The organism is Parabacteroides goldsteinii, from assembly GCF_020091425.1.
GTDB lineage: Bacteria > Bacteroidota > Bacteroidia > Bacteroidales > Tannerellaceae > Parabacteroides > Parabacteroides goldsteinii.
Genome location: NZ_CP081906.1, coordinates 4,539,578 through 4,559,233, shown reverse-complemented (window position 1 = coordinate 4,559,233; position 19,656 = coordinate 4,539,578). Strand labels below are relative to the sequence as shown.

Here is a 19,656-nt window from a genome sequence, read left to right as displayed (position 1 = left end):
GACGGAAATGGCTTACAACCGGGGTAAAAAAGTACCTACTTTCGACCTCGAGTTTGTCATAGTTAACATTTGTTGGGTTTTTCTCCCGGTTGTAATAAAAACATAGAAAACGGATTCGGCGGTAGGATCGGGATGTTTATGAATTGTCATGTTCTCAGAAAAATAAAGAGGATGGAATTCTTTATTTCATTGAAGAATACTTATCTTTGCATATCAACTTAAAAGAATTAACTATGAAGTATTTAAATCCAAGAGCAGATCTTACGTTTAAACGTATTTTTGGCGAACATCCCGATCTGGTGATCAGTTTACTCAATGCCTTGTTGCCCCTGAAAGCGGGTGAGGAGATTAGAGAGATCGAATACCTCCCTTCCGAGATGGTGCCGGACAATCCCTTGCGTAAATTCAGTATTGTAGACGTTCGTTGCTGCGATGTGAAAGGGCGTCAGTTTTTGGTAGAGATGCAGATGCTTTGGTCGCCGGAGTTTCGCGAGCGAGTTCTTTTCAATGCCTCAAAAGCTTATGTGCGTCAGTTAGATGCAGGCGAAGGCTACGAATTGTTGCAGCCGGTTTATTCGCTCAACCTGGTGAACGAGGTTTTCGAACCGGCTCTGGATGGTTATTACCATCATTATGCAATGGTGCATGTGGAGCATACGGATCATATCATCGACGGTTTGCAATTGATTTTTGTCGAGCTGCCTAAGTTTACTCCCCATACCTATAGTGAGAAACGTATGCATGTCCTTTGGCTCCGTTTTCTGACTGAGATAGGTGAATCGACGCGTGTCGTCCCTCATGAATTACTGGAAGCCCCTGAAATATCGAAAGCTCTGACAGTGTTGGAAGAATCAGCCTTTACAGACGAGGAGTTAGCCGGTTACGAGCATTTCTGGGATGGTATCAGTGTTGAAAAAACTCTTTATAATAGTGCAAGACGTGAAGGGCTTGCCGAAGGAAGGGCTGAAGGAAGGGCTGAAGGTATTGTCAAAGGAAAAGCTGAAGGTATTGCTGAAGGAAGAGCCGAAGGTCTTGCCGAAGGAGAAGCGAAGGGTAAACGCCTTATTGCTGCCAACATGAAAAAGTCAGGTATTGATCCACTTATCATTGTACAATGTACCGGTTTGTCAATAGAAGAGATTGAACGACTTTAAGAGTTACTGGATAGATGCGAACATGATTTATGTCTTAATAGTTCGCATTAAAATATGATCCCGATGATATTCGGATACCATCCCGGTGATGATGAAACGTCACCGAGGTGGTATGATGCAAAAGCTATAGCTTTCGAGATTAGAAGCTATAGCTTTTGTCCTTAAAGTAAGTAGCCTTTGAGCTTAGTTGTTATTCACTTCTTAAAACTTTGACAGGATTGCTCGAAGCCGCTTTGTAAGTATGCCAGCTGACTGTGAGCAGTGTTATAAAAAGTACACTGATCCCACCGAGCAGAAAGTGGAAGACGGATATTTCCGTATGATAGGCAAAGTGTTCCAGCCATTGGTTGAGGAAAAGCCATGAAACAGGAACGGCAATGACAAAGGCTATCCCGATCCAGCCGACAAACTGTTTATTCAGTAAAAACATAATCCTTAATGTGCTGGAACCGTTTACTTTCCGGATGCCAATTTCTTTGGTGCGTTGTTCCGTTGCATACAAAGCCATACCGAACAACCCGAAACAAGTCAGGAAAATACTGATCAGCGAGTACATGATCATTAATTCCGCCAGTTCGGTTGTCCTGCTGTTGCGTTGCATGAACTCTTTATAGACATCCTGGAAAGTAAAATATTTACCCGGATTCATCCTTTCCCATACTTCTTTAATAGCAGCCATTGTTTGCTGACGTTCTTTGCCCACTTTGATCTCTGCAAAAGCATATCGTTTATCATCATCCTGGCCGATGTAAATGATACTGGGAAAAACATCTTCTTCGAGTGAATTGGCAAACATGTTCTCGACAATACCTGCAACGACCACTTTAGGGTTGTTGCTGTTTTTTTCATATTCTTTAAAGTCTTTGTCGTATTTACTTAGTTGCTGGCCGAACGGATTTTCTCCCAGCGGAATCAGTAGGTCTGCATATTTCCGGGTGATATAGGCCGGACTTTGGAATTGTTCGAGCGCCTTATCCGGCTCAACTCCCTGTATGATGTCGATTTTTAATGTTCTCAGGAAATCACGTCCTCCCATGTATTGCGCTTTCATATAATGGCTTTCACTTCCATCCTGGTTTTTGATATTCACGGGAGCTATCCCCATGTTTAGTAAAGGACCACCTGTAAGTGTTACATTTTTTACGCTGGGTATTTTTCTTATTTCGTGTGCAAAAGCCGGTAAGTAGGAATTGTCTGCTCCCCAATTGCCCACCTCGATTAATCCGTGATATCCTTCCGCTTTGTTTTGTATAAAATGAAGTTGGTTGTTTACTGTAAGTGTTGCGATGATCAGCCCGATAGAGACTGTATATTGGGCAATCGAAAGAGCCGTTACGATCCTTCTTTTCTTGTTTCCGGTGAAAAACTCGCGATAGCCGGAGGCCGATAGTTTGGATATTTTCCGGCTGATATAAACAGAAGGAATGATCGATAACAGGAGTATGAACACTGTAATAACAGGTAATGCCTGTCTGTTAAAGAAAAAAGAAGTCTCTATCTTTCCGGAAGTGATCGAATTGAATATCGGGATCAGATCGTGTGTTATCAGCAAAGATAACAGGAAGGATACAATGACGGTCAGGAATGTATCGATAAATAGCTGGTGGTTTATATTGTTTTTTGTCGCTCCCATCAGTTTTTCCGTATGGATCATCCGCACTTGTTGCAATAGGCGGGAGAAGTTGAGATTGATATAATTGAAACAGGCAATTAGCAGGATAAGAATGGCTGAGATCAGCCCGACGTAAAGTAATGTCTTTTGACGGCTGTTCATGAAGAAGTAACTTTCCTGTGTGTATTTTTTGAAATAACTCTCTTGTAGAGTGTACAGACGGTATTTTCCGTCAGGAACAAAGGTTTGTATGCCGTCTTTATGGATTTGTTCGGCAAACTTTTTCGTATCGATCGGGCGGTTGGTCATAAACAGACATACTCCTCCAGGGATTGGCCCGTCATTTCCGATTACGGCATCGAAGTCGATATAAGATTGTTTACGCGATTTCAGCACAGCGGCAATCTGATAGGTGGTTTCATTCTTTCCCTCTTCAATCGTACCATCCTCCCGTACACGGGTCGTTACATTATTTTCACCGGTTATGATTGTTTGGCCGATCGGATTCTCTTTGCCGAAATACTTTTGGGCGCATTTTTCCGATAAGGCGATCTTGTTCGGTTGTGTCAGCACTTCGTTCAAATCTCCATACAATACCTTATAAGGGAAGAAATGGGGAAACGAGGCTTCTGTTGTCATTATAATGATGGGGTCGAAACGGGTATTGTTTACTTTTATGTAATCCATTCCGATATTATTAAGGCATACATGATCTATAATCTCCGGGTATTTTTCTTTAATCTCGGCTGCAATACCACCGGCAGTGAAACAAACCCGTTCACCCGGTTGGATCGGCGAATCCTGGTCCATCATATAAATAGTCTCCCGGTGAGGATTATCCGCCTCCAGGTTATACTCATGGATAACGAAAATAGCCAGCAAGTTCGTGCAGGCAATGCCGATTGCCAGGCTGACGATCGATATGATTGAAAATGTCTTGTTCCGCCACCAGCTTCGCAGGACGAGTTTGAATGCGATTGCTTTCATTTTGTAATTCATAATAGGTTATTCACTTCTTAATACTTTAACAGGATTACCGGATGCAGCTTTGTAGCTGTGCCAGCTGACGGTGAGTAGGGTGATGAGCAGGACAAAAAAACCGCTTATCAGATAGATTCCGATGTTCATATCCGTGTGGTAGACGAAATTTTCCAACCAGCGGTTGAGTAGCAGCCAGGTAATAGGGATAGCAATGATAAAGGAGATGCCTATCCAGGTAATGAACTGGCTGTTGAGCAGTAACATGATTTGGGGGCTGGTCGCTCCGTTTACTTTCCGGATACCTATTTCTTTGGTGCGTTGTTCGGTTGCATAGAGTGCCATTCCGAACAGGCCGCAGCAAGTCAGGAAGAGGCTGATCAATGAATACATGAACAGCAGCCGGGAGAGTTCGGTTGTTTTCTCGTTCCGTTGCAGGAACTTTTGGTAAACATCCTGGTACGTGAAATAGTTACCCGGGTTTACCTTATTCCATGCTTCCCGTACGGCGGCGATACTCTTTTCTCTGTCGTCGCCGAGGCGTATATAAATGTAATTGAATGAATTTTGAGGACTGTTGTTGATCTGTATGGTAAAAGGATAAACCTCACTTTCCAGCGTATGTGTGTATAAGTTATCGACGATACCGGCAATTGTCGTGACCGGTGCATTTGACGGATCATTACCTGTATTCCCTTCGTCGAACCCTTTATCGATCGCATTAATTGGCTTACCGATCGGGTTTTCTCCTTTTTCGACCAGTATCTCTGCATATTTCTCATTGATATATACCGGACGGGCATATTTTTCGACGGCCTGTTCGGGAGGAAGGCCTTTTAACAGCTTCAGTTGTAAGGCGTCCAGGAAATCTGGTTCGCCGAAATAGTTGATTTGTGCCGTATAGTTTTCACTACCATCTTCATTTTTCAGGACGATTTGCATTATCCAACTGTCCAGGATAGAGCTTCCGGCAAGGGATACGTGCTTTATCTCCGGGTGTTTTTTTAGTTCCCGGGCAAAGGGACGGACATAAGAACCGTCTTCTTGCCAATCTCCTATTTCAATCAGGTTTTTATAATTATCTCCTCCTTGGCGGATGAAATGAAGTTGGTCGTTTACCGTCAGTGCGGCAATGACCAGACCGATAGAAATAACATATTGGGCGATGGATAATGAGGTGACTATCTTCCTTTTTTTATTTCCGGTGAAAAACTCCCGGTAACCGGAGTTGGAAAGCCTGGATATCTTTCGTCCCATATAGGCTGCCGGAATTATGGATAACAGCAGGATAAAGCAACAGATGACTGGCAATGATTGTCCGTTGAAAAAGAAAGAGGTATGTAATTGTCCGTTTACGATTGAGTTGAACAGGGGAAGCAGGTCATGGGTAATCAGCAACGAGCAGAGGAAGGCAATGATTACTGTCAGGAAGGTATCCAGAAAAAGTTGCAGGTTGATTTCTTTCCGGCTGGCTCCCATCAGTTTCTGTGTATGAATCATCCGTACCTGTTGAAGGAGACGTGAGAAGTTGAGGTTGATATAATTGAAACAGGCTATCAGCAGAATCAGGATGGCGGAGATTAATCCTACATAAAGCAATGTCGGCTGACGGAAATTCAGATAGTTTGATTTCTGTCCTTCGGTCGTGTAGAAGTAGCTTTCCTGTAAAGTATCCAGATAATAATTCCCCAGGTCACCTTGTAAAGTAGGGATTTTGTCTTTTTTCAATTGTGCTTCAAATGCTTTCCGGTCGATTGGCTTGTTCATCAGTAACAGGCTGGTACCGCCATAGAAGGGATCTGAGATAGCTGTTACTGCCTCCAGGTTTAAAAAGGATTGTTCCCGGTCGGCTATGATGGCGGCAACCTGGTAAGCGTGTTCGTTGTTAGTACTGCCTTTGGTGCTCATCTCTTCATCGGGAAGACTGAAATGTATTATTTTGCCGATCGGATTGGTTTTTCCGAAAAGTTTTCGGGCAGTTTGTTCGGTAAGGGCCAGTTTGTCGGGTTGGGTCAGGGCCTCTTTCAGGTTTCCGGAGAGTACTTTATAGGGGAAAAACTCTGATAAAGACGGATCGGCGGAGACGAGACGAATCGGTGCGTGTTTCACATTATCAATAGAAATGTATTTGACGGTTTTTCCGCTTATCCGGAGATAATTCTCAACTTCGCTGTATTTCTCTTTCAGCATTGCCGGGATATCGCCTCCTGCATAGATAGTCTTTTGTCCGGTTTTCATCGGCCAGTCCTGGCTGAGTATCCAGATACGTTCTTTGTTCGGATTTCCTTTCTCTATTCCATATTCATGAATAGTGAATACGGCCAGCAGGTTTGTGCAGGCAATGCCGATCGCCAGACTGACGATGGAGATTATTGAGAATGTCTTGTTTCTCCACCAGCTGCGGAATACAAGTTTTAGAGCGACAGTTTTCATAAATTCGATATTAGGCTTTTCGTACCGTTCTTTTTCGAATGGCATTTCAAATCTATCCTCTTTCTTTTGCAAGGACAAAGAATAAGTAAAAATAATTGAAGGATACAGTCAAATTGTCTAAATATTAGACAATGGGAGTTGGGAGAAAAAAGAATCCGTATATCTTTGCTTTTGTTATGAGAAATGGAAAGATTATAGTAGTGGACGATAATGAGGCGGTGCTTAAAACATTGCGAATGATTCTTTCGCGTGAATTTAAGACGGTGGTTTGTGCTTCGGTGCCGACTTTGCTGCCTGCTTTGCTTCGGGAAGACGATGTGGATGTTGTCTTGTTGGATATGAATTTCGGAACCGGGAAGCAGAGCGGGGGAGAGGGCCTTTTCTGGCTGGACCGTATTCGTGAACGTCCGGATCCGCCGGAAGTCGTGCTGATAACTGCTTTTGGCGATATCGAACTGGCTGTCTCTTCCCTGAAAAAGGGAGCGGTGGATTTTATCGTGAAACCCTGGGATAATGATAAACTCTTGTCGACTGTTATCGCTGCCTGGGAATCCCGTTCCGGGAGAAAACAAAATTCCTCTCGAAAGGAATCGGAATTTCTTTCGGAAGAAACAGATTCTGTCGTTACATTGCTTGTCAACTCCCTGCTCCGGAAATATGCGACGGCTTATGGGAAACCTTTTCCCGGAATTACTCCCGATGCATTGCATAAGTTGTCGGACAGGATGCTTAATGGTGACCTCAGTCTTTTGCAGCAGACCATAGAGCGTGCCGTGCTTCTTTCAAATTTATCCGTGCTCGATAGTGATGACTTTTATATGGACGCTCCTCCTGTAACTGTTTCCCATCCGGTTACTTTGGAAGAGATGGAGAAACAGTTTATCAGTGAAGTGCTGGCAGAGAAAAAAGGAAATCTGACGCTTTGTGCCCAGCAACTGAATATCAGTAGGCAGACGCTCTATAATAAGATGAAGAAATATAATCTTTAGGAAATAACAGGCTGATATGTCAAAATAATACCGGAAAGACGATGGCAAGTGACCTGCATCTTTCCGGTATTTAATTAGGTGAAGTCGTGTTTATTTCCTGATACCTTGGATTGTTTTTGTTGTCCGGTCTGTTGTCATTTTGAAGAAATATACGCCTTGAGGGAGAGAACCTGTATGAATTATACTTCCCGGATGCTGTATCTTTTTGACCAGTTTCCCGTTGCTTGCATAGATTTCCAGCAATTTGACTTGCTGATTATGAATGATATTCACTTGATCGCTGAACAGGTTGGGTTGAATACTTACTTCTTCTTCCCTCTGTATCTGTTCATTATCGACGCTGGTGTCGGTATCGATTGTAACCGGTTGGCTCTTTTTGTCGTTGTAAAGGGCATATACCTGATAAACAGGAGCGTTAGCCGGTATGTTTTTATCGGTATACTGTGTGCTTGAAGCCGGTAAGGTGACCAATTCCAATTGGTCGCGGTTGATTTGATAACCTGTCGGTTCCGTAAAATCGGTAATCAGGAATCCTTCCGGCGACGAAGAGGCAATCTCTGATCTTATGATTGTCATTTTAGTGCTTTTTACCGGATTAAGTGCTTGTTTCTTTGCACTTAACAGTGAAGCACTATTTGTCAGTTCTCCTTCTTCCGAAGTTACGACGAATGAAATACAGGAGTTGGCATCCAGCTCTTCGGTCGGGAATGTTGCCCACTTTTTGTCGCTCATTGCATAGATATTCCCTTTTCCGTCGATGGCTGGCCCTTCGTCGGCAAAAGCCGGAAAAATCTTTTTATTATATTCTTTGGCATGAATAGCTACAATCAAATCCTGACCGGCATCTATAGTGAAAGGCTTTTTTAATGTAATAGCATTCGTTTTCTGGTATTCAATATCTGTCAGATCTTCTTCATATATCCGGTTTCCCTGTTCTATATAAACGGCGTACGACACATTTTCGACCGGAGTGAAATAAACGGTAGTGATCGTCTTTTTGTGAATTGGTGTCAAATCATTCGTATCCCATCTCTGACCATAATAAAAAGGATCGCCTGATCCAAACTGAGAAACTATCCCTTGATCTCCCCAGCCGATAATTTGTTGATATATGGGTGCTTTCCATTCCAGTTCGATATTTCCGTCTGTTGTTTTCCGGGCTGTCAGGTCCGTCGGTGCCATTAAGCCGGCTTCTACTGTTTGGCCGTCCTGCGACATACCGGCAAGATATGTCGTTCCTGTATTCTGAGGATCCAGCCAGATATCCATACGCTCTTTGCTGTTTTCGCTGAATTTGTTCCAGTGAAAAGAAAATTTACCGTACAGGTTTAGTCCGTTGGGGTCTTCACAAGAAGAATTGCCTCCGCTTAATGTTCCTATAATCAGACCTTTACTGTTGAAAAGCGGAGAACCGGAAGATCCACCTTCCGTTACTGCATGACCGTTGGTCGTTTCATCGAAGGTGGTGTTCCAATGGGCATTATTTGCTCCGGTTTGCTGTGTATCCGCATTGCGCCAGGTGATAGATTCAACCGGATATTTTCCATAGGTGGAAATCTTTTTATAATCTCCTGAAGGGTGATGGATGCCGACTCCTGAAGGCGATGGCGTACCTGTCCGGTCCCAGCCATTGAAGAAAACATCATAATTATCGGGAATGTTCTCGTTCAGTAACAACAACAGACCGTCGGAACCATTCTGAATAGGGATAGCTGCTTTACGGGTACAACCAACTATTGGTTCATACCTATTCCCGGACGAACTGTTGTCGCAGCCAGTGCGTTCCATATGAAAAAAAAACATCCATTCCTGTAATTCTTCGTCTGTCGCCTCTCCCAAACCGTCCATTGTCTGCGAACAGTGGTAAGCGGTCAGGATATAAGGCATCTTATCTTTTGCCGTATTATTAACCAGCGATCCGGAACAGATAAAGTATTGTCCTTTTATCAGCTGGATTGTATGGCACACGCCTTTTTGCTGTAATTGCCAGTCATCTCCTTCTTCACAGTTGATGTTCACCATGCAGGGGCCTGATAATTCTTCTTGGGCGCTTTTCGTTCCTTTTGTTACGTAAAGATGGTTGTATCCATATCCTATGCCGCTGATCCGTAATAAAGGTTCCTCACTCGACGCAGCCGGTACGTATTCCAGTGTAATTTCATCACCGGCAATCGGTTCGGTAGCAAAATGTCCGTTTTGGGGATGGGTACGGGTTGTATAAGCACCCAGTACCTGACTTTTATCTGCATTATAAATAAATAATTTGCCGCCTTCCGGAATGTAAAAATCGGAGTAAGACAAGATCAATGCAATAGCTCCTTTTGCTTCGAGATGCAGTTGCCATACTTTTTGTCCGTCGGGTAAAGTCCTCCAATTTCCACTGTTGGATATACTCAAATCTGTTTCGATCCGTTTGGCAATCGCTAAAGGAGCACCTTGGCTTACCCGCCAAGCATCGACAACTTTAAGGTCTTCAACACTGAAGTTTACCGGGATCTGTACAGGCTGTTCCGTACTTTTCAGATTGGTCATAAACTGAAAACTCGGCGGAAGACCTCCTTCACTGATTTGTGCATGCAAAAATATCGTTGGAAAACAACAGAGACAAAGAATACCTGCTATTAACCGAATGGAATGGTAATAGTAATGATTCATCTTATTTGTAATATAATACTAGTTTTTATTTGTTGCGTCAAAAATAAGAATTATTTATCTTACCACAATCATCACATACTGATTTTCCTGTATTCTCTTGTTGTCAAGGAGATCCAGCAGTTTTTGCTGTTTAGGCGAGCCGGTTCGTTCTACGTTCATACGCATTTCTGTCAGTGTACGGATCATATAAAGATAACCGTCTGTTTGTCCGTCCGGCCAGAAAGTGAGTCCGCCGTCCAGGTCATTGACAAATCCCTGTCCTCTACGCGGAAGGACATACGTTTTACCTTCATCTTTCATATAAACAGCCTGATAACTCAGTGTCGGTTTGTACTCATATTCAAATCCCAGCCAGTTTACGAGCTTTGGACCTTTCTTTTGATACAGGCCCATGAATAAACCTTTTGAGTTTTCATATAAAGTACGCAACCATATCTTCTCATCCGTAACTTCTTGTTTTTCTGCATAGTCAGTCAGGATGCCGTATTTCCCGAGATTCAGATTGTACAAGGGGGTAACTGTTTGCGGATCACGCATCTGGAATACGGTATCACAGAACGGTATCATAAAAGTCATTTGATCCTGTGCCTCATTCCAATAGGATGTCTGGAAGAATGGGATATTATCCGTTTGCGATTTGGAAAGCGTCGATTTATCCTTTAATGTGAACTTTCCGAGCGTTTCGCCAGCCAGGTTAAAAGTCAGCATGCAGTTTGGAACACCGCTTGTATCTTCATAGTGGCTCAACATATATCCGTCGGATGAGAATCCCAGTAGTTTATCTTTTCCCAGGTTGATTGTGTATTTCTTTTCCACTGTTTCAGGAAAAACATACCGGGTGATTGTCAACATCGTATCTAGTGGAGGCAGTTCAATGATTTGTGGGTCGCAAGGCTCTTGGCTTCCTCTGGTTTCCACATCTTTACCGCTCATGGCACAATACATGCGGGTCGTCTTTTTGTCATAAAACAGATTATGCCCGTTCATTTCATTATTCCATTTATAGGCCAGTGCCTTGAAACCGTATCGTTTGCTTGGCCTTCCTGTTTTCCGGTAATAAAGCCGCGGGTTGTTGAACGTGATGAAAGCATTGCTGTCAGGTATGGAAATAGCTTGCTTTACCGTAAAGTTACCGTCTCCAACAATATAATAATCTATTTCCGAAGCGATCTGGCTTAACTTCAATGGTTGCTTTTCGCCATCGAGGGCACTTTCCAAATTTATATGGGTAGGAGCAACAGAATAATCGACTTTCCCTTCATATTTAGGGGGAGTGATTGGACGGGTGCTCTTTCCTTCTTTTTGTTTACAGCCGCTCAGTGTACCGAGACATACAGCACAGGTGGCAATCAGAATATATAATGTTTTCATGATACCGGTTTTTTTAATTGATTGCCTCAAAAATAGGTATTATTTATTGATTTGTATTCATTAAATACGATTTTATCGTTTATTTACGAATAAACAGTAATAATGTTGCATACCAATGATTTAATAGCTTTATTTGTATATAGTAATCTAAATACCAATTAGTATGGATGCAAGTTCGAAACTTTTAGGCGGTTTATTAATCACTTTGGCTACTGTTTCTTGTATTACGGGGAATAAAAACAACGCCGGACGTAAGAATCTTTTGAAGGATTGTCCCGTTGTAGGCCAGTATGTTCAGGTGGGAGACAACAAGGTCTTGTCGTGTGACCAGAAGTTATTGACGGATACGATCCGTCTTCCTCTTAGTTTCTTTACAGAAGATATGGAAATCGTTAAATTGGATGGTAGGGATACGGCATTGGTTACTCAATGTGGTGTTAGTCTTTCCGATAATTATATTCTGATACATAGCGGATATCCTCCTACTGCTTTTAAACTTTTTGACAGGAAAGGAAATTATCTGACGGATGTAGGTGCTGTCGGTCAAGGTCCGGGTGAATATAACTTTGTATATGATGCCCAGATTGACGAGAAAAACGATCGTATTTATTTGATGCCCTGGCAAACGGAGAATCTGTTTGTTTATAATTTAAAAGGTGAGACGCTAGCTCCCATACCTCTTGGGATTCGTTGTCCGAAAGCCATGTTCAAAGTTGATCCGGAAAAGGGTACGTTGACGGTGGCTACATTACCTTTTCCAAAAACTCCGGCTCTTGTCTGGGTACAGGATTTAGCTGGAAATCATATTCAGGAAGTGGCCCCCGGGCATTTGGAAGTTCCCTGGACTTTTAATAATGAGATATTATGTAATTTGAATATGCCCAATGTGTTTGATGTCAATCTTTTATGTGTAGATCCGACTCGTCCAGATTCTCTATATCATTATGATATTGAGAATAACCGGTTGCGCCCGACTTTTACATTTAATCATTCAAAAACAGATCCTATCCCCTGGCATGGTTTTAATGAATGGCCCAATCATTTTGTAGGACAATTTTCAGGTCCTCCTGTTGTTCAGCAAAATGAACATGGAACAATTGCGACACCAGGCGAGACAGTTCATTATATAGTAGACAAGAATACTTGCAAGGGGGCTTACTTTAAAATATATAATGATTATTTCGGAGATCAGGAAATAGAATGGCCTAGCGGAATATTCTCGAACGGTTATTATATCCGTAATATGGAACCGGGAAATTTACTGACAGAGATTGAAACTTTATTGAAAAAGAGTGACCTTTCCAGTGATATGCGGAAAAAACTAACTGATATACAGAATATGATTGATGAAAATGATAATAATTACCTGATGATTTATCCTCTTAAAAGATAAAAGTTTATATAACTATCCTCCTGTCGGTTCCATCGAAAAAGAACCGGCAGGAGGTATAATTTATTTGACGACAATCATTACATTCTGATTGTCCGGCAGATTGCGAAGGAAGTTTTTAAGTGCTTTCTGTTTAGGGGAACCAGTTAGTTTAATGTCTTTTTTCAGTTCGCTGGCCGGACGAATCATATACATATATTCGTCTACTTGACTGTCAGGCCAGAAAGGTAAACCTTCATCCAGGTCGTTTGTCAATCCCTTTGATTTCAATGGGAGCACTTTTGTTTGTCGGCTTTTCTTCAGGAAAACCATCTGATAATCTTCGGAAGGAAATTCTTTGCTGTTTTTCTCTTTTTCTAACCAACCGGATTGTCTATGTGTACCTTCTTTGTGGATTGTTAGAAATACTCCTTTTGGATTCTCGATAAAACCGTTAATCCATGCTTTGTTTTCCAGCCCACTGCTTCTTATAGCTTTGCTAGCCGGTAGTCTGTATCTTCCTAAATGAACATAATATGCCGGAAAGATTGTTTGATGATCTTGTAAACGGTAAACTGTGTCACAGAAATTTACAACGAATGTAGGTTTGTTTTCATATAGATAAAAATTGTTGTAGCAAGTAAAACTGTAATAACTTCTTATCGGAACTACCCCTAAGGAGTCGATTCCGAAATGGAACTGACAGAGTGTGTCATTCTTTAGATTGAAAGCGGTTACTCCCTGGGTAAACGAACTTCCGGGATAATTGAAACGGCGGTAGTACATTTCCGGAGTGAAGCACTCTGCATAATCTGTCAGTAAATGACGGGTTAGGAGTGAGTCCGGATATAAATAATATCTTCTGGCAAGCACGCTGTCTAATGGAGGTAATTCTCCGATATACCAATTGGCATATCCAGTCTCCGGGTTTATTTTCTTTGTTTGTCCATACAGTTTCGTTGTAGCTTTGTCATAAAACAGGTTCTTACCTGAGATATAATCTTTCCAGTCGTTGTATTCTGTTTTCAATCCTACGCGTTTCCGCTTTTTCCCTTGCCGGTAAAGATAGAGTTTGGGTTGGTTCAGAACAATGAAACCTCCTTCAACGGCAACAACATCCGTAATCGGATATTTGTCGTCACCTACCTGGTAGTATTCGATGGTTGATGCCACTTCGCTTAGCAGGACAGGGGAGGAAGTGGAAATAGCCGATTCGACATCTATTTTTTCCGTTAGATTTGTCTTGTCATATTTGGCTGTATATTTCGGACTGGCAGGTTGATAAACGGCTTCTTCCGTTACAGAGGATATGGTTTCTTTCCCTTTTTGTTTGCATCCGGTAAACAGAATAAGGAAAACCAGCAATAGATTATATGGTAAGTTTCTTTTCATGACTCATTGTTTTAATTTAACTGATAGGTTAATATTGTTATCCTTAATAAAAAGAGTGAATAAGGCAACCGATTATCGTATATCCCAATTAATTCAATTAGTTTACCAGGAAGGTGACAGGATCCTTATTTGACGACAATCATCACATTCTGATTGTCCGGCAGATCACTGAGGAAGTTTTTAAGAGTTTCCTGTTTAGGGGAACCGGTTAGTTTAATTCCTTTTTTCAGTTCACCGGCCGGTCGGATCATGTACATATATTCATCTGTTTGACCATCGGGCCAGAAAGGCAAGCCTCCGTCCAGGTCGTTTGTCATTCCTGTAGCTGCCAGAGGCAATGCTCTGGTCTGACGTTTGTTCTTCAGATAAACCATCAGATAATCTTCGGATGGAAAATCCTGATTCTGCTTGTCTTTGTTGTCCAGCCATCCGGATTTGTTACTTTTACCCTCCCTGTGAACTTTCAGGAATACGGCTTGCGAATTTTCCCGTAAATTATCCACCCATGCTTTATTACGCTTATCTCCTCTATTAATCACATAGGTTGCCGGTGCCTTGTATTTGCCTAAATGGATGGCATAGACCGGAGCAATGGTCTGCTGATCCAGCAGTCGGTAAACCGTATCGCAATAGGTCGCTGAAAATGTCGGTTTGTTATCATACAGATATGATGTATGGAAGAGTGTGAAATTGTAAAAGTTATCGCTTTTAATAGTACCAATGGAATCGATCCCGAAATAAAAATGGCAGAGAGTATCGCCCTTTAAATTGAAAGTGTTAACTCCATAGTCAAATCCGGTCCCAGGGTAAAAGAAGCGGCCGACAGACATTTCCGGAGTGAATATCTCTACCCAGTTTTTCAGAAGACGGCGGTTTGGCAATGAGTCCGGATACAGATAATGCACCCTGGCCAGGACACTGTCCAACGGAGGAAGTTCTCCTATATATTTGGTTGAATATCCGGTTTCCTGATTCAGTTTCTTTAATTGTACGTATAACCGGGTAGTCTTTTTATCATAAAACAGGTTATTACCCGATTCATTGTCCCGCCAATTACTATATTCTGTTTTCAATCCGACCCGTTTCCGTTTTTTCCCTTGCCGGTAAAGGTATAGTTTCGGCTTGTTGAGGGCAATGAAACCACCCTCAACAGCGACAACTTCGGTCACTGGATATTTATCGTCGCCTACCTGATAATATTCGATGGTCGATGCCACTTCACTTAACCGGACAGGAGATGATGTGGAAATAGCTGATTCGACATCTATTTTAGCTGTAGGTGTTGAATGGTCATACCTGGCTGTATATTTCGGACTGGCAGGCTGGTAAGCAGTTTCTTCAGTAGTAGAGGATTCTGTTTCATTTTTTTGCTTACAACCGGATACAAGTATCAAAAGAGCAAAAAACAAGCAATATGAGATGTTCTTTATCATAATTATTTCTTTTTATTTCTTCAGGCGACCCAGAAGAATATAGTTATTATCGTTTTCATTTATAGAGATAAGCATTTTTTTCAGAGCAGCCTCTTTATCCGGAGACAGATCCTTTGTTTTCAGTGCATTTTGTAGCTCTGTTTGTAAATTTCCCGGATCCATATTTAGAATGAAATACCCATTTCTGAAATTGGGAAAAGGAGGATGATGTCCATCGAAACTTCTGAGCGGTAATTCGGTATTTCCCAGAAAATCGTTTATCAGATGCATGTATGCCCCCTTCAGGGTCTGTTTGTCAATTATATAATATGCGGGATTAGCAGAGTCAAACATATACTTTGAAACTTGAATTGTAGAATAAGTATAGCACAGAAAATGATTGCTCAGCTCCTGAAAACCATGTTCAGGAACTGGGTCTTCAGAAAACTCTGTGACAAACTTTGGGCGTAAACGGTTATTTTGGAAATCATAGTGATAGAACGTATCTGTCCGTGCCGGCATCACATATCGGATCATTACATCGAAAGCTGAAGTATTACCTCCGGAAATAATTTCTGAGTTATAGTCATAAACAGTCCGGTCTCCCGGTTCGATGAATGCTTTTCTTTCTCCCAGGAAATCCTGTGTCCAGGCAATAGCAGGTAATCCGGGAAATGGGAGTAGGACGGCTGCAATCAAATTGCTGTCCTGAACATGAATTTTTCCTTTGGGAACACGTAAACATAAAGGGATCGGAGGAAGAGAATTACCTTTCAGGTCATATACCAGCAATTGACTACTGGTCCAGGGCAACAAATAAATCCGATCGTTTTTTTCATCAATCTGAGCGTCATAAATTGTTTGGTATTCTCCCGGCCCTTGTCCGATAGAACCGATCATAGTAATGAAATTCCCTTTGCGATCGAAAAGCTTGAACGGATTTTGCTGCTTGTTCCATACGAGGATATAGTTTTCGGAAATAACTGTTTGCTGGTCTCCGACAAGTGCTTCGTTTTTATTATCCAGACGGATTATTTCAAAGTCATCGACTAGCAAACTTAAGGGAATCCGGATAGTATCCTTTAATAGTTTTTGATCGCAAATAATGACGGAATCGTCTCCTATTTGCTTAATGGAACCAACGGCAGGACAGGTGTCAAGTGTCTTGTCATTGGAGGTCTTGCATGAAATAAGAGAGAACAGAATTATAAAACCAGACAAAGTTCTGGCAATTCCTCTTTTATATTTCTGGTGATTCTTGTTTATCATATCAGGGGTACTAATGTTTTAATTTGGCTAAAATGATGATATTATTATCATTTTCATGTATTGACTCTGCCAATGTAGTCAATTCAGCTTTTTCTTCTTCTGTTAATTTGTTAGATTTTAGAGCATTTTCTAACGTGTTTTTCAGATTTGCCGGTTCTATATTCTGGATAAAGTATCCATTATAAAAAGAGAAAATAGGCCAGCCGATTTCCGTATATCCCAGATAGTCATTATATAACCGGAAAAAAGAACCTTTACCTGTTTTTTTGTCTATAATATAATAGCTGGGAGATGAAGCTTCGAATGAAGTAGATGATGTTTGCTTTGGATAAGAGGCTTCTCCCATGTAATGGTTCGGAAGTTCGATATAGCCGTGCCAGGGGATCGGGTCTTCACTGAAATTCATGGTGAAGGTTGGAGACAGGCGGTTGTTACGGTAATCGTAGCGGTAAAGGCTGTCGACGCGTGTTGGTACGATGCAGAGGATATTTACGTCAAAAATACCCGGTACATTATTATATGTACAGACCTCATTACTGTAATCTTGCGGTGCAGCGAGATGGCCGGGTTCGATATAATCTTTCCTGTTCCCGTGAAAATCCTGTGTCCATGCTACTGCCGGCATGTCGGGGAATGGAAGTAGAACAACTGCAACCGTCGAATCCTGAAGGTCTACATGGAAAGTGCCTTTGGGAGCCCGCAGACAAAGTGGTATTGTAGGTTGGGGATTACCCTTCAGGTCATAGACCAGTATTTGGGCACTTTGCCAGGGCAATATATAAATTCGGTCGTTTTCTTCGTCTATATTAGCGTCATAAACATTCAGGTATTCGTTGGGGCCTTGTCCGTATGATCCGATCGTTGTCAGGAAGTTTCCTTTTCGGTCGAAGAGTTTGAAAGGATTTTGTTTGTTGTTCCATGCTAATAAATAATTATCGGAAACGATTACGCGTCCTTCGCTGATCAGCGCTTCATCCCGGTTGTCCAGATGAATGATCTCCGGTTTTTCCGTAAGATAAGTGAGTAGAAGGTGTATGGAGTCGGTCAGTAATTTCTGATCGCACGAAAGAACCTGGTCATCCCCCACCTGTACAAAAGTACCGACAACGGGTGAGTCTTCCAATCCGTTATTGAATGATGATTTATTGCCACTTTGACACGAGACTATCAATAGTAAGCAAAGTAAACCAGTAATAAGATTTCCTACCTTCTTCATAATGTTGCTGTTTTAGAATGATGTTTGGTGCAAATATATCCTTAAATATTGATAACAGACTAGAAAGTCAGTTGACATTTTAGATAATACTGAAAGGGGCAACGGGTAGATATATAGATGTTTACTATCTGATCGTAGTAAAAATGAATTGACATTTCCTCTTTAGCAGTTTAGAACGCATTCAAAAGATCATCCAGAGACAGGTTATCATCCTCAACTCCGAACTTCTCCCGTTTCATACGTGCTTTCTTTTGGCTGATGGCCGAAGGAGTGATATAATAGATGGAGGCAAGGTCTTTCGTGCTGATCCCGCTTTTCAACAGGCAACAGAAGGCGATGTCTTTTGTACGGAGTAACGGATAAGTATTTTTTAGTCGTTCGGCAAAGCCGGACCAGATATTATTCACAGTTTCGATCAATTCGTCTATCTCTTCCGATGTTAACCTCGATTTGTTATCATCTGTGTTTTCTTTTGCTTTTCCGGAAAGGGAAGGGATCTTTTGGGAGGCAGACAGACGGCGGAACAACTGTTCACGTAAAGCCGTAGCTCTTTCACGCAAGGATATCAATTCCCGCTCTTTCTCTAATTGGGCGACCTGGTTTTTTAGTTCCTGTTCTTTTAATTGTTGTTCGCCAATGATTTTCTTTTTCCGGAGACGGTTGTAGACAATATACCAAAGGGTACAGGCTGTAATCAATATCAGACATAATGAAAGGAGGTAGATATCTTGTTGCTTCTTTTTGAGTTTTAATTGGTTGTTTTCATTTTTGAGCAGTTCTTCCTGATATCGTTGTGTCATTATCTGTGATTCGGCATCACCGGATATGTTGCTGAAACTTCCTTCATAGTTTTTCCAGGCGTAGTATATTTGTTCGTCTGTTTTGTTTTTTTCATATAGCCGGGCCAATAGTTGATAGGCACGGGTTGCAACATAGGTGTTTGTGCTTTGTATTGCTTTCTGTAAGTAAACCCTTGCCGAATCGGTTTCGCCGGATGCAATGTATATTTGGGCTTGAGTAAGCATATGGTATGGATAGCTTGTCCGGGTGTTACATAAACTCTGACTTGTTTTCAATGCTTCCGTTGCGTTTCTAATATTTCCCTTTTCTTTTTCAATTTCGCTTATTTTTTGATAGAAAAAGGCTGTTTGTTCCCTTGATTCGATTTCCAGTGATTTTCGGATAGCTTTTTGGTAGTAGATGATTGCACTGTCGGTTTGTTCTGAATATCGATATGCCTGTCCGATTTCTGCTAATACTTCTGCCTGGTAAGCGGCAGGGATAAAGGCACTGTCTTGTAATGACAGTCTATGCTGCTGCAATGCCTGTTTTGCGTTGCCTTTGTACAGAAGGGCAAAACCGCTGTATTCGTATAATCTGGTTCGTACTACAGGATTTGTCGCAAACGGAATACCTAGGGTAAAGAAAGAGTCAGCCCGCATATAGTTTGCCGTTTGCATATTGATAAACCCACTCCAGAAACAAGCATTAGAGGTTTTGGCTGAATCATTGTTGGCAATGAAAATATCAATAGCTTTTGTGAGCAGGGAGTCTGTCCGTATGGCCTGACCTTTGCGGAGTCCAGCAATAGTCTGAAACAGATCGTATTTCGCTTTAGGATAATCGGCTAGCTGGTCAGGGTTCTTTATCTTCTCCAGAAATATTAATGTACTGTCCGGCTTTTTGTCCAGATAATTTTCAGCCTGTTCCAACCAATACTCTGTTTGTCCGCCCGTACAGGCCGACAAAAGTAGTATAGATTGTATAATAAGTAGCCAAAAAGTATTTTTCATGGACATACCGGTT

The 19,656-nt window shown here is 41.8% G+C and carries 12 protein-coding genes; 3 read left to right on the top strand and 9 right to left on the bottom strand.

All coding sequences use genetic code 11. The annotated features are described in order from the left end of the window. Window positions 1-233 precede the first annotated feature (233 nt). The gene (locus tag K6V26_RS19410; protein ID WP_129697450.1) at window positions 234-1,154 is read left to right on the top strand and encodes an Rpn family recombination-promoting nuclease/putative transposase; all 921 of its coding nucleotides are present in this window, start codon (window positions 234-236) and stop codon (window positions 1,152-1,154) included. 190 nt (window positions 1,155-1,344) lie between these two features. Here the strand turns inward: K6V26_RS19410 and K6V26_RS19405 are convergent, their stop codons facing one another. Then, a complete protein-coding gene (locus tag K6V26_RS19405) occupies window positions 1,345-3,765 on the bottom strand; it encodes an ABC transporter permease (protein WP_224263606.1) in 2,421 nt (806 codons plus the stop codon). A 6-nt stretch (window positions 3,766-3,771) separates the two neighbouring features. Then, entirely contained in the window at window positions 3,772-6,177 is a 2,406-nt protein-coding gene (locus tag K6V26_RS19400; RefSeq protein WP_224263605.1) for an ABC transporter permease, read from the bottom strand. A gap of 176 nt (window positions 6,178-6,353) precedes the next feature. Between K6V26_RS19400 and K6V26_RS19395 the strand changes: the two genes are divergently transcribed. Next, window positions 6,354-7,166, top strand: coding sequence for a sigma-54-dependent transcriptional regulator (locus K6V26_RS19395; protein ID WP_394373156.1), 813 nt, complete (start codon window positions 6,354-6,356; stop codon window positions 7,164-7,166). A gap of 90 nt (window positions 7,167-7,256) precedes the next feature. Here K6V26_RS19395 and K6V26_RS19390 read toward each other — a convergent pair whose 3' ends face one another. Together K6V26_RS19390 and K6V26_RS19385 are read right to left on the bottom strand one after the other, a co-directional pair. Continuing rightward, a complete protein-coding gene (locus K6V26_RS19390) occupies window positions 7,257-9,821 on the bottom strand; it encodes a T9SS type A sorting domain-containing protein (RefSeq protein ID WP_224263603.1) in 2,565 nt (854 codons plus the stop codon). Between the two features lie 54 nt (window positions 9,822-9,875). Continuing rightward, the gene (locus K6V26_RS19385; RefSeq protein ID WP_224263602.1) at window positions 9,876-11,192 is read right to left on the bottom strand and encodes a 6-bladed beta-propeller; all 1,317 of its coding nucleotides are present in this window, start codon (window positions 11,190-11,192) and stop codon (window positions 9,876-9,878) included. A gap of 163 nt (window positions 11,193-11,355) precedes the next feature. Between K6V26_RS19385 and K6V26_RS19380 the strand changes: the two genes are divergently transcribed. Continuing rightward, window positions 11,356-12,585, top strand: coding sequence for a 6-bladed beta-propeller (locus K6V26_RS19380; protein WP_010801658.1), 1,230 nt, complete (start codon window positions 11,356-11,358; stop codon window positions 12,583-12,585). Window positions 12,586-12,645: 60 nt separating this feature from the next. Here K6V26_RS19380 and K6V26_RS19375 read toward each other — a convergent pair whose 3' ends face one another. The 5 genes from K6V26_RS19375 to K6V26_RS19355 form a co-directional block, all read right to left on the bottom strand. Next, a complete protein-coding gene (locus tag K6V26_RS19375; RefSeq protein ID WP_010801659.1) occupies window positions 12,646-13,953 on the bottom strand; it encodes a DUF4933 domain-containing protein in 1,308 nt (435 codons plus the stop codon). Window positions 13,954-14,078: 125 nt separating this feature from the next. Further along, complete coding sequence (locus tag K6V26_RS19370) at window positions 14,079-15,386, bottom strand: DUF4933 domain-containing protein (protein WP_010801660.1); 1,308 nt, start codon at window positions 15,384-15,386, stop codon at window positions 14,079-14,081. Window positions 15,387-15,398: 12 nt separating this feature from the next. Then, complete coding sequence (locus K6V26_RS19365) at window positions 15,399-16,634, bottom strand: 6-bladed beta-propeller (protein WP_224263601.1); 1,236 nt, start codon at window positions 16,632-16,634, stop codon at window positions 15,399-15,401. Window positions 16,635-16,644: 10 nt separating this feature from the next. Continuing rightward, the gene (locus tag K6V26_RS19360; protein WP_224263600.1) at window positions 16,645-17,850 is read right to left on the bottom strand and encodes a 6-bladed beta-propeller; all 1,206 of its coding nucleotides are present in this window, start codon (window positions 17,848-17,850) and stop codon (window positions 16,645-16,647) included. Window positions 17,851-18,020: 170 nt separating this feature from the next. Then, window positions 18,021-19,643 (bottom strand): tetratricopeptide repeat protein, encoded by a 1,623-nt coding sequence (locus K6V26_RS19355; RefSeq protein WP_224263599.1) that lies wholly within the window; start codon window positions 19,641-19,643, stop codon window positions 18,021-18,023. Window positions 19,644-19,656 lie beyond the last annotated feature (13 nt).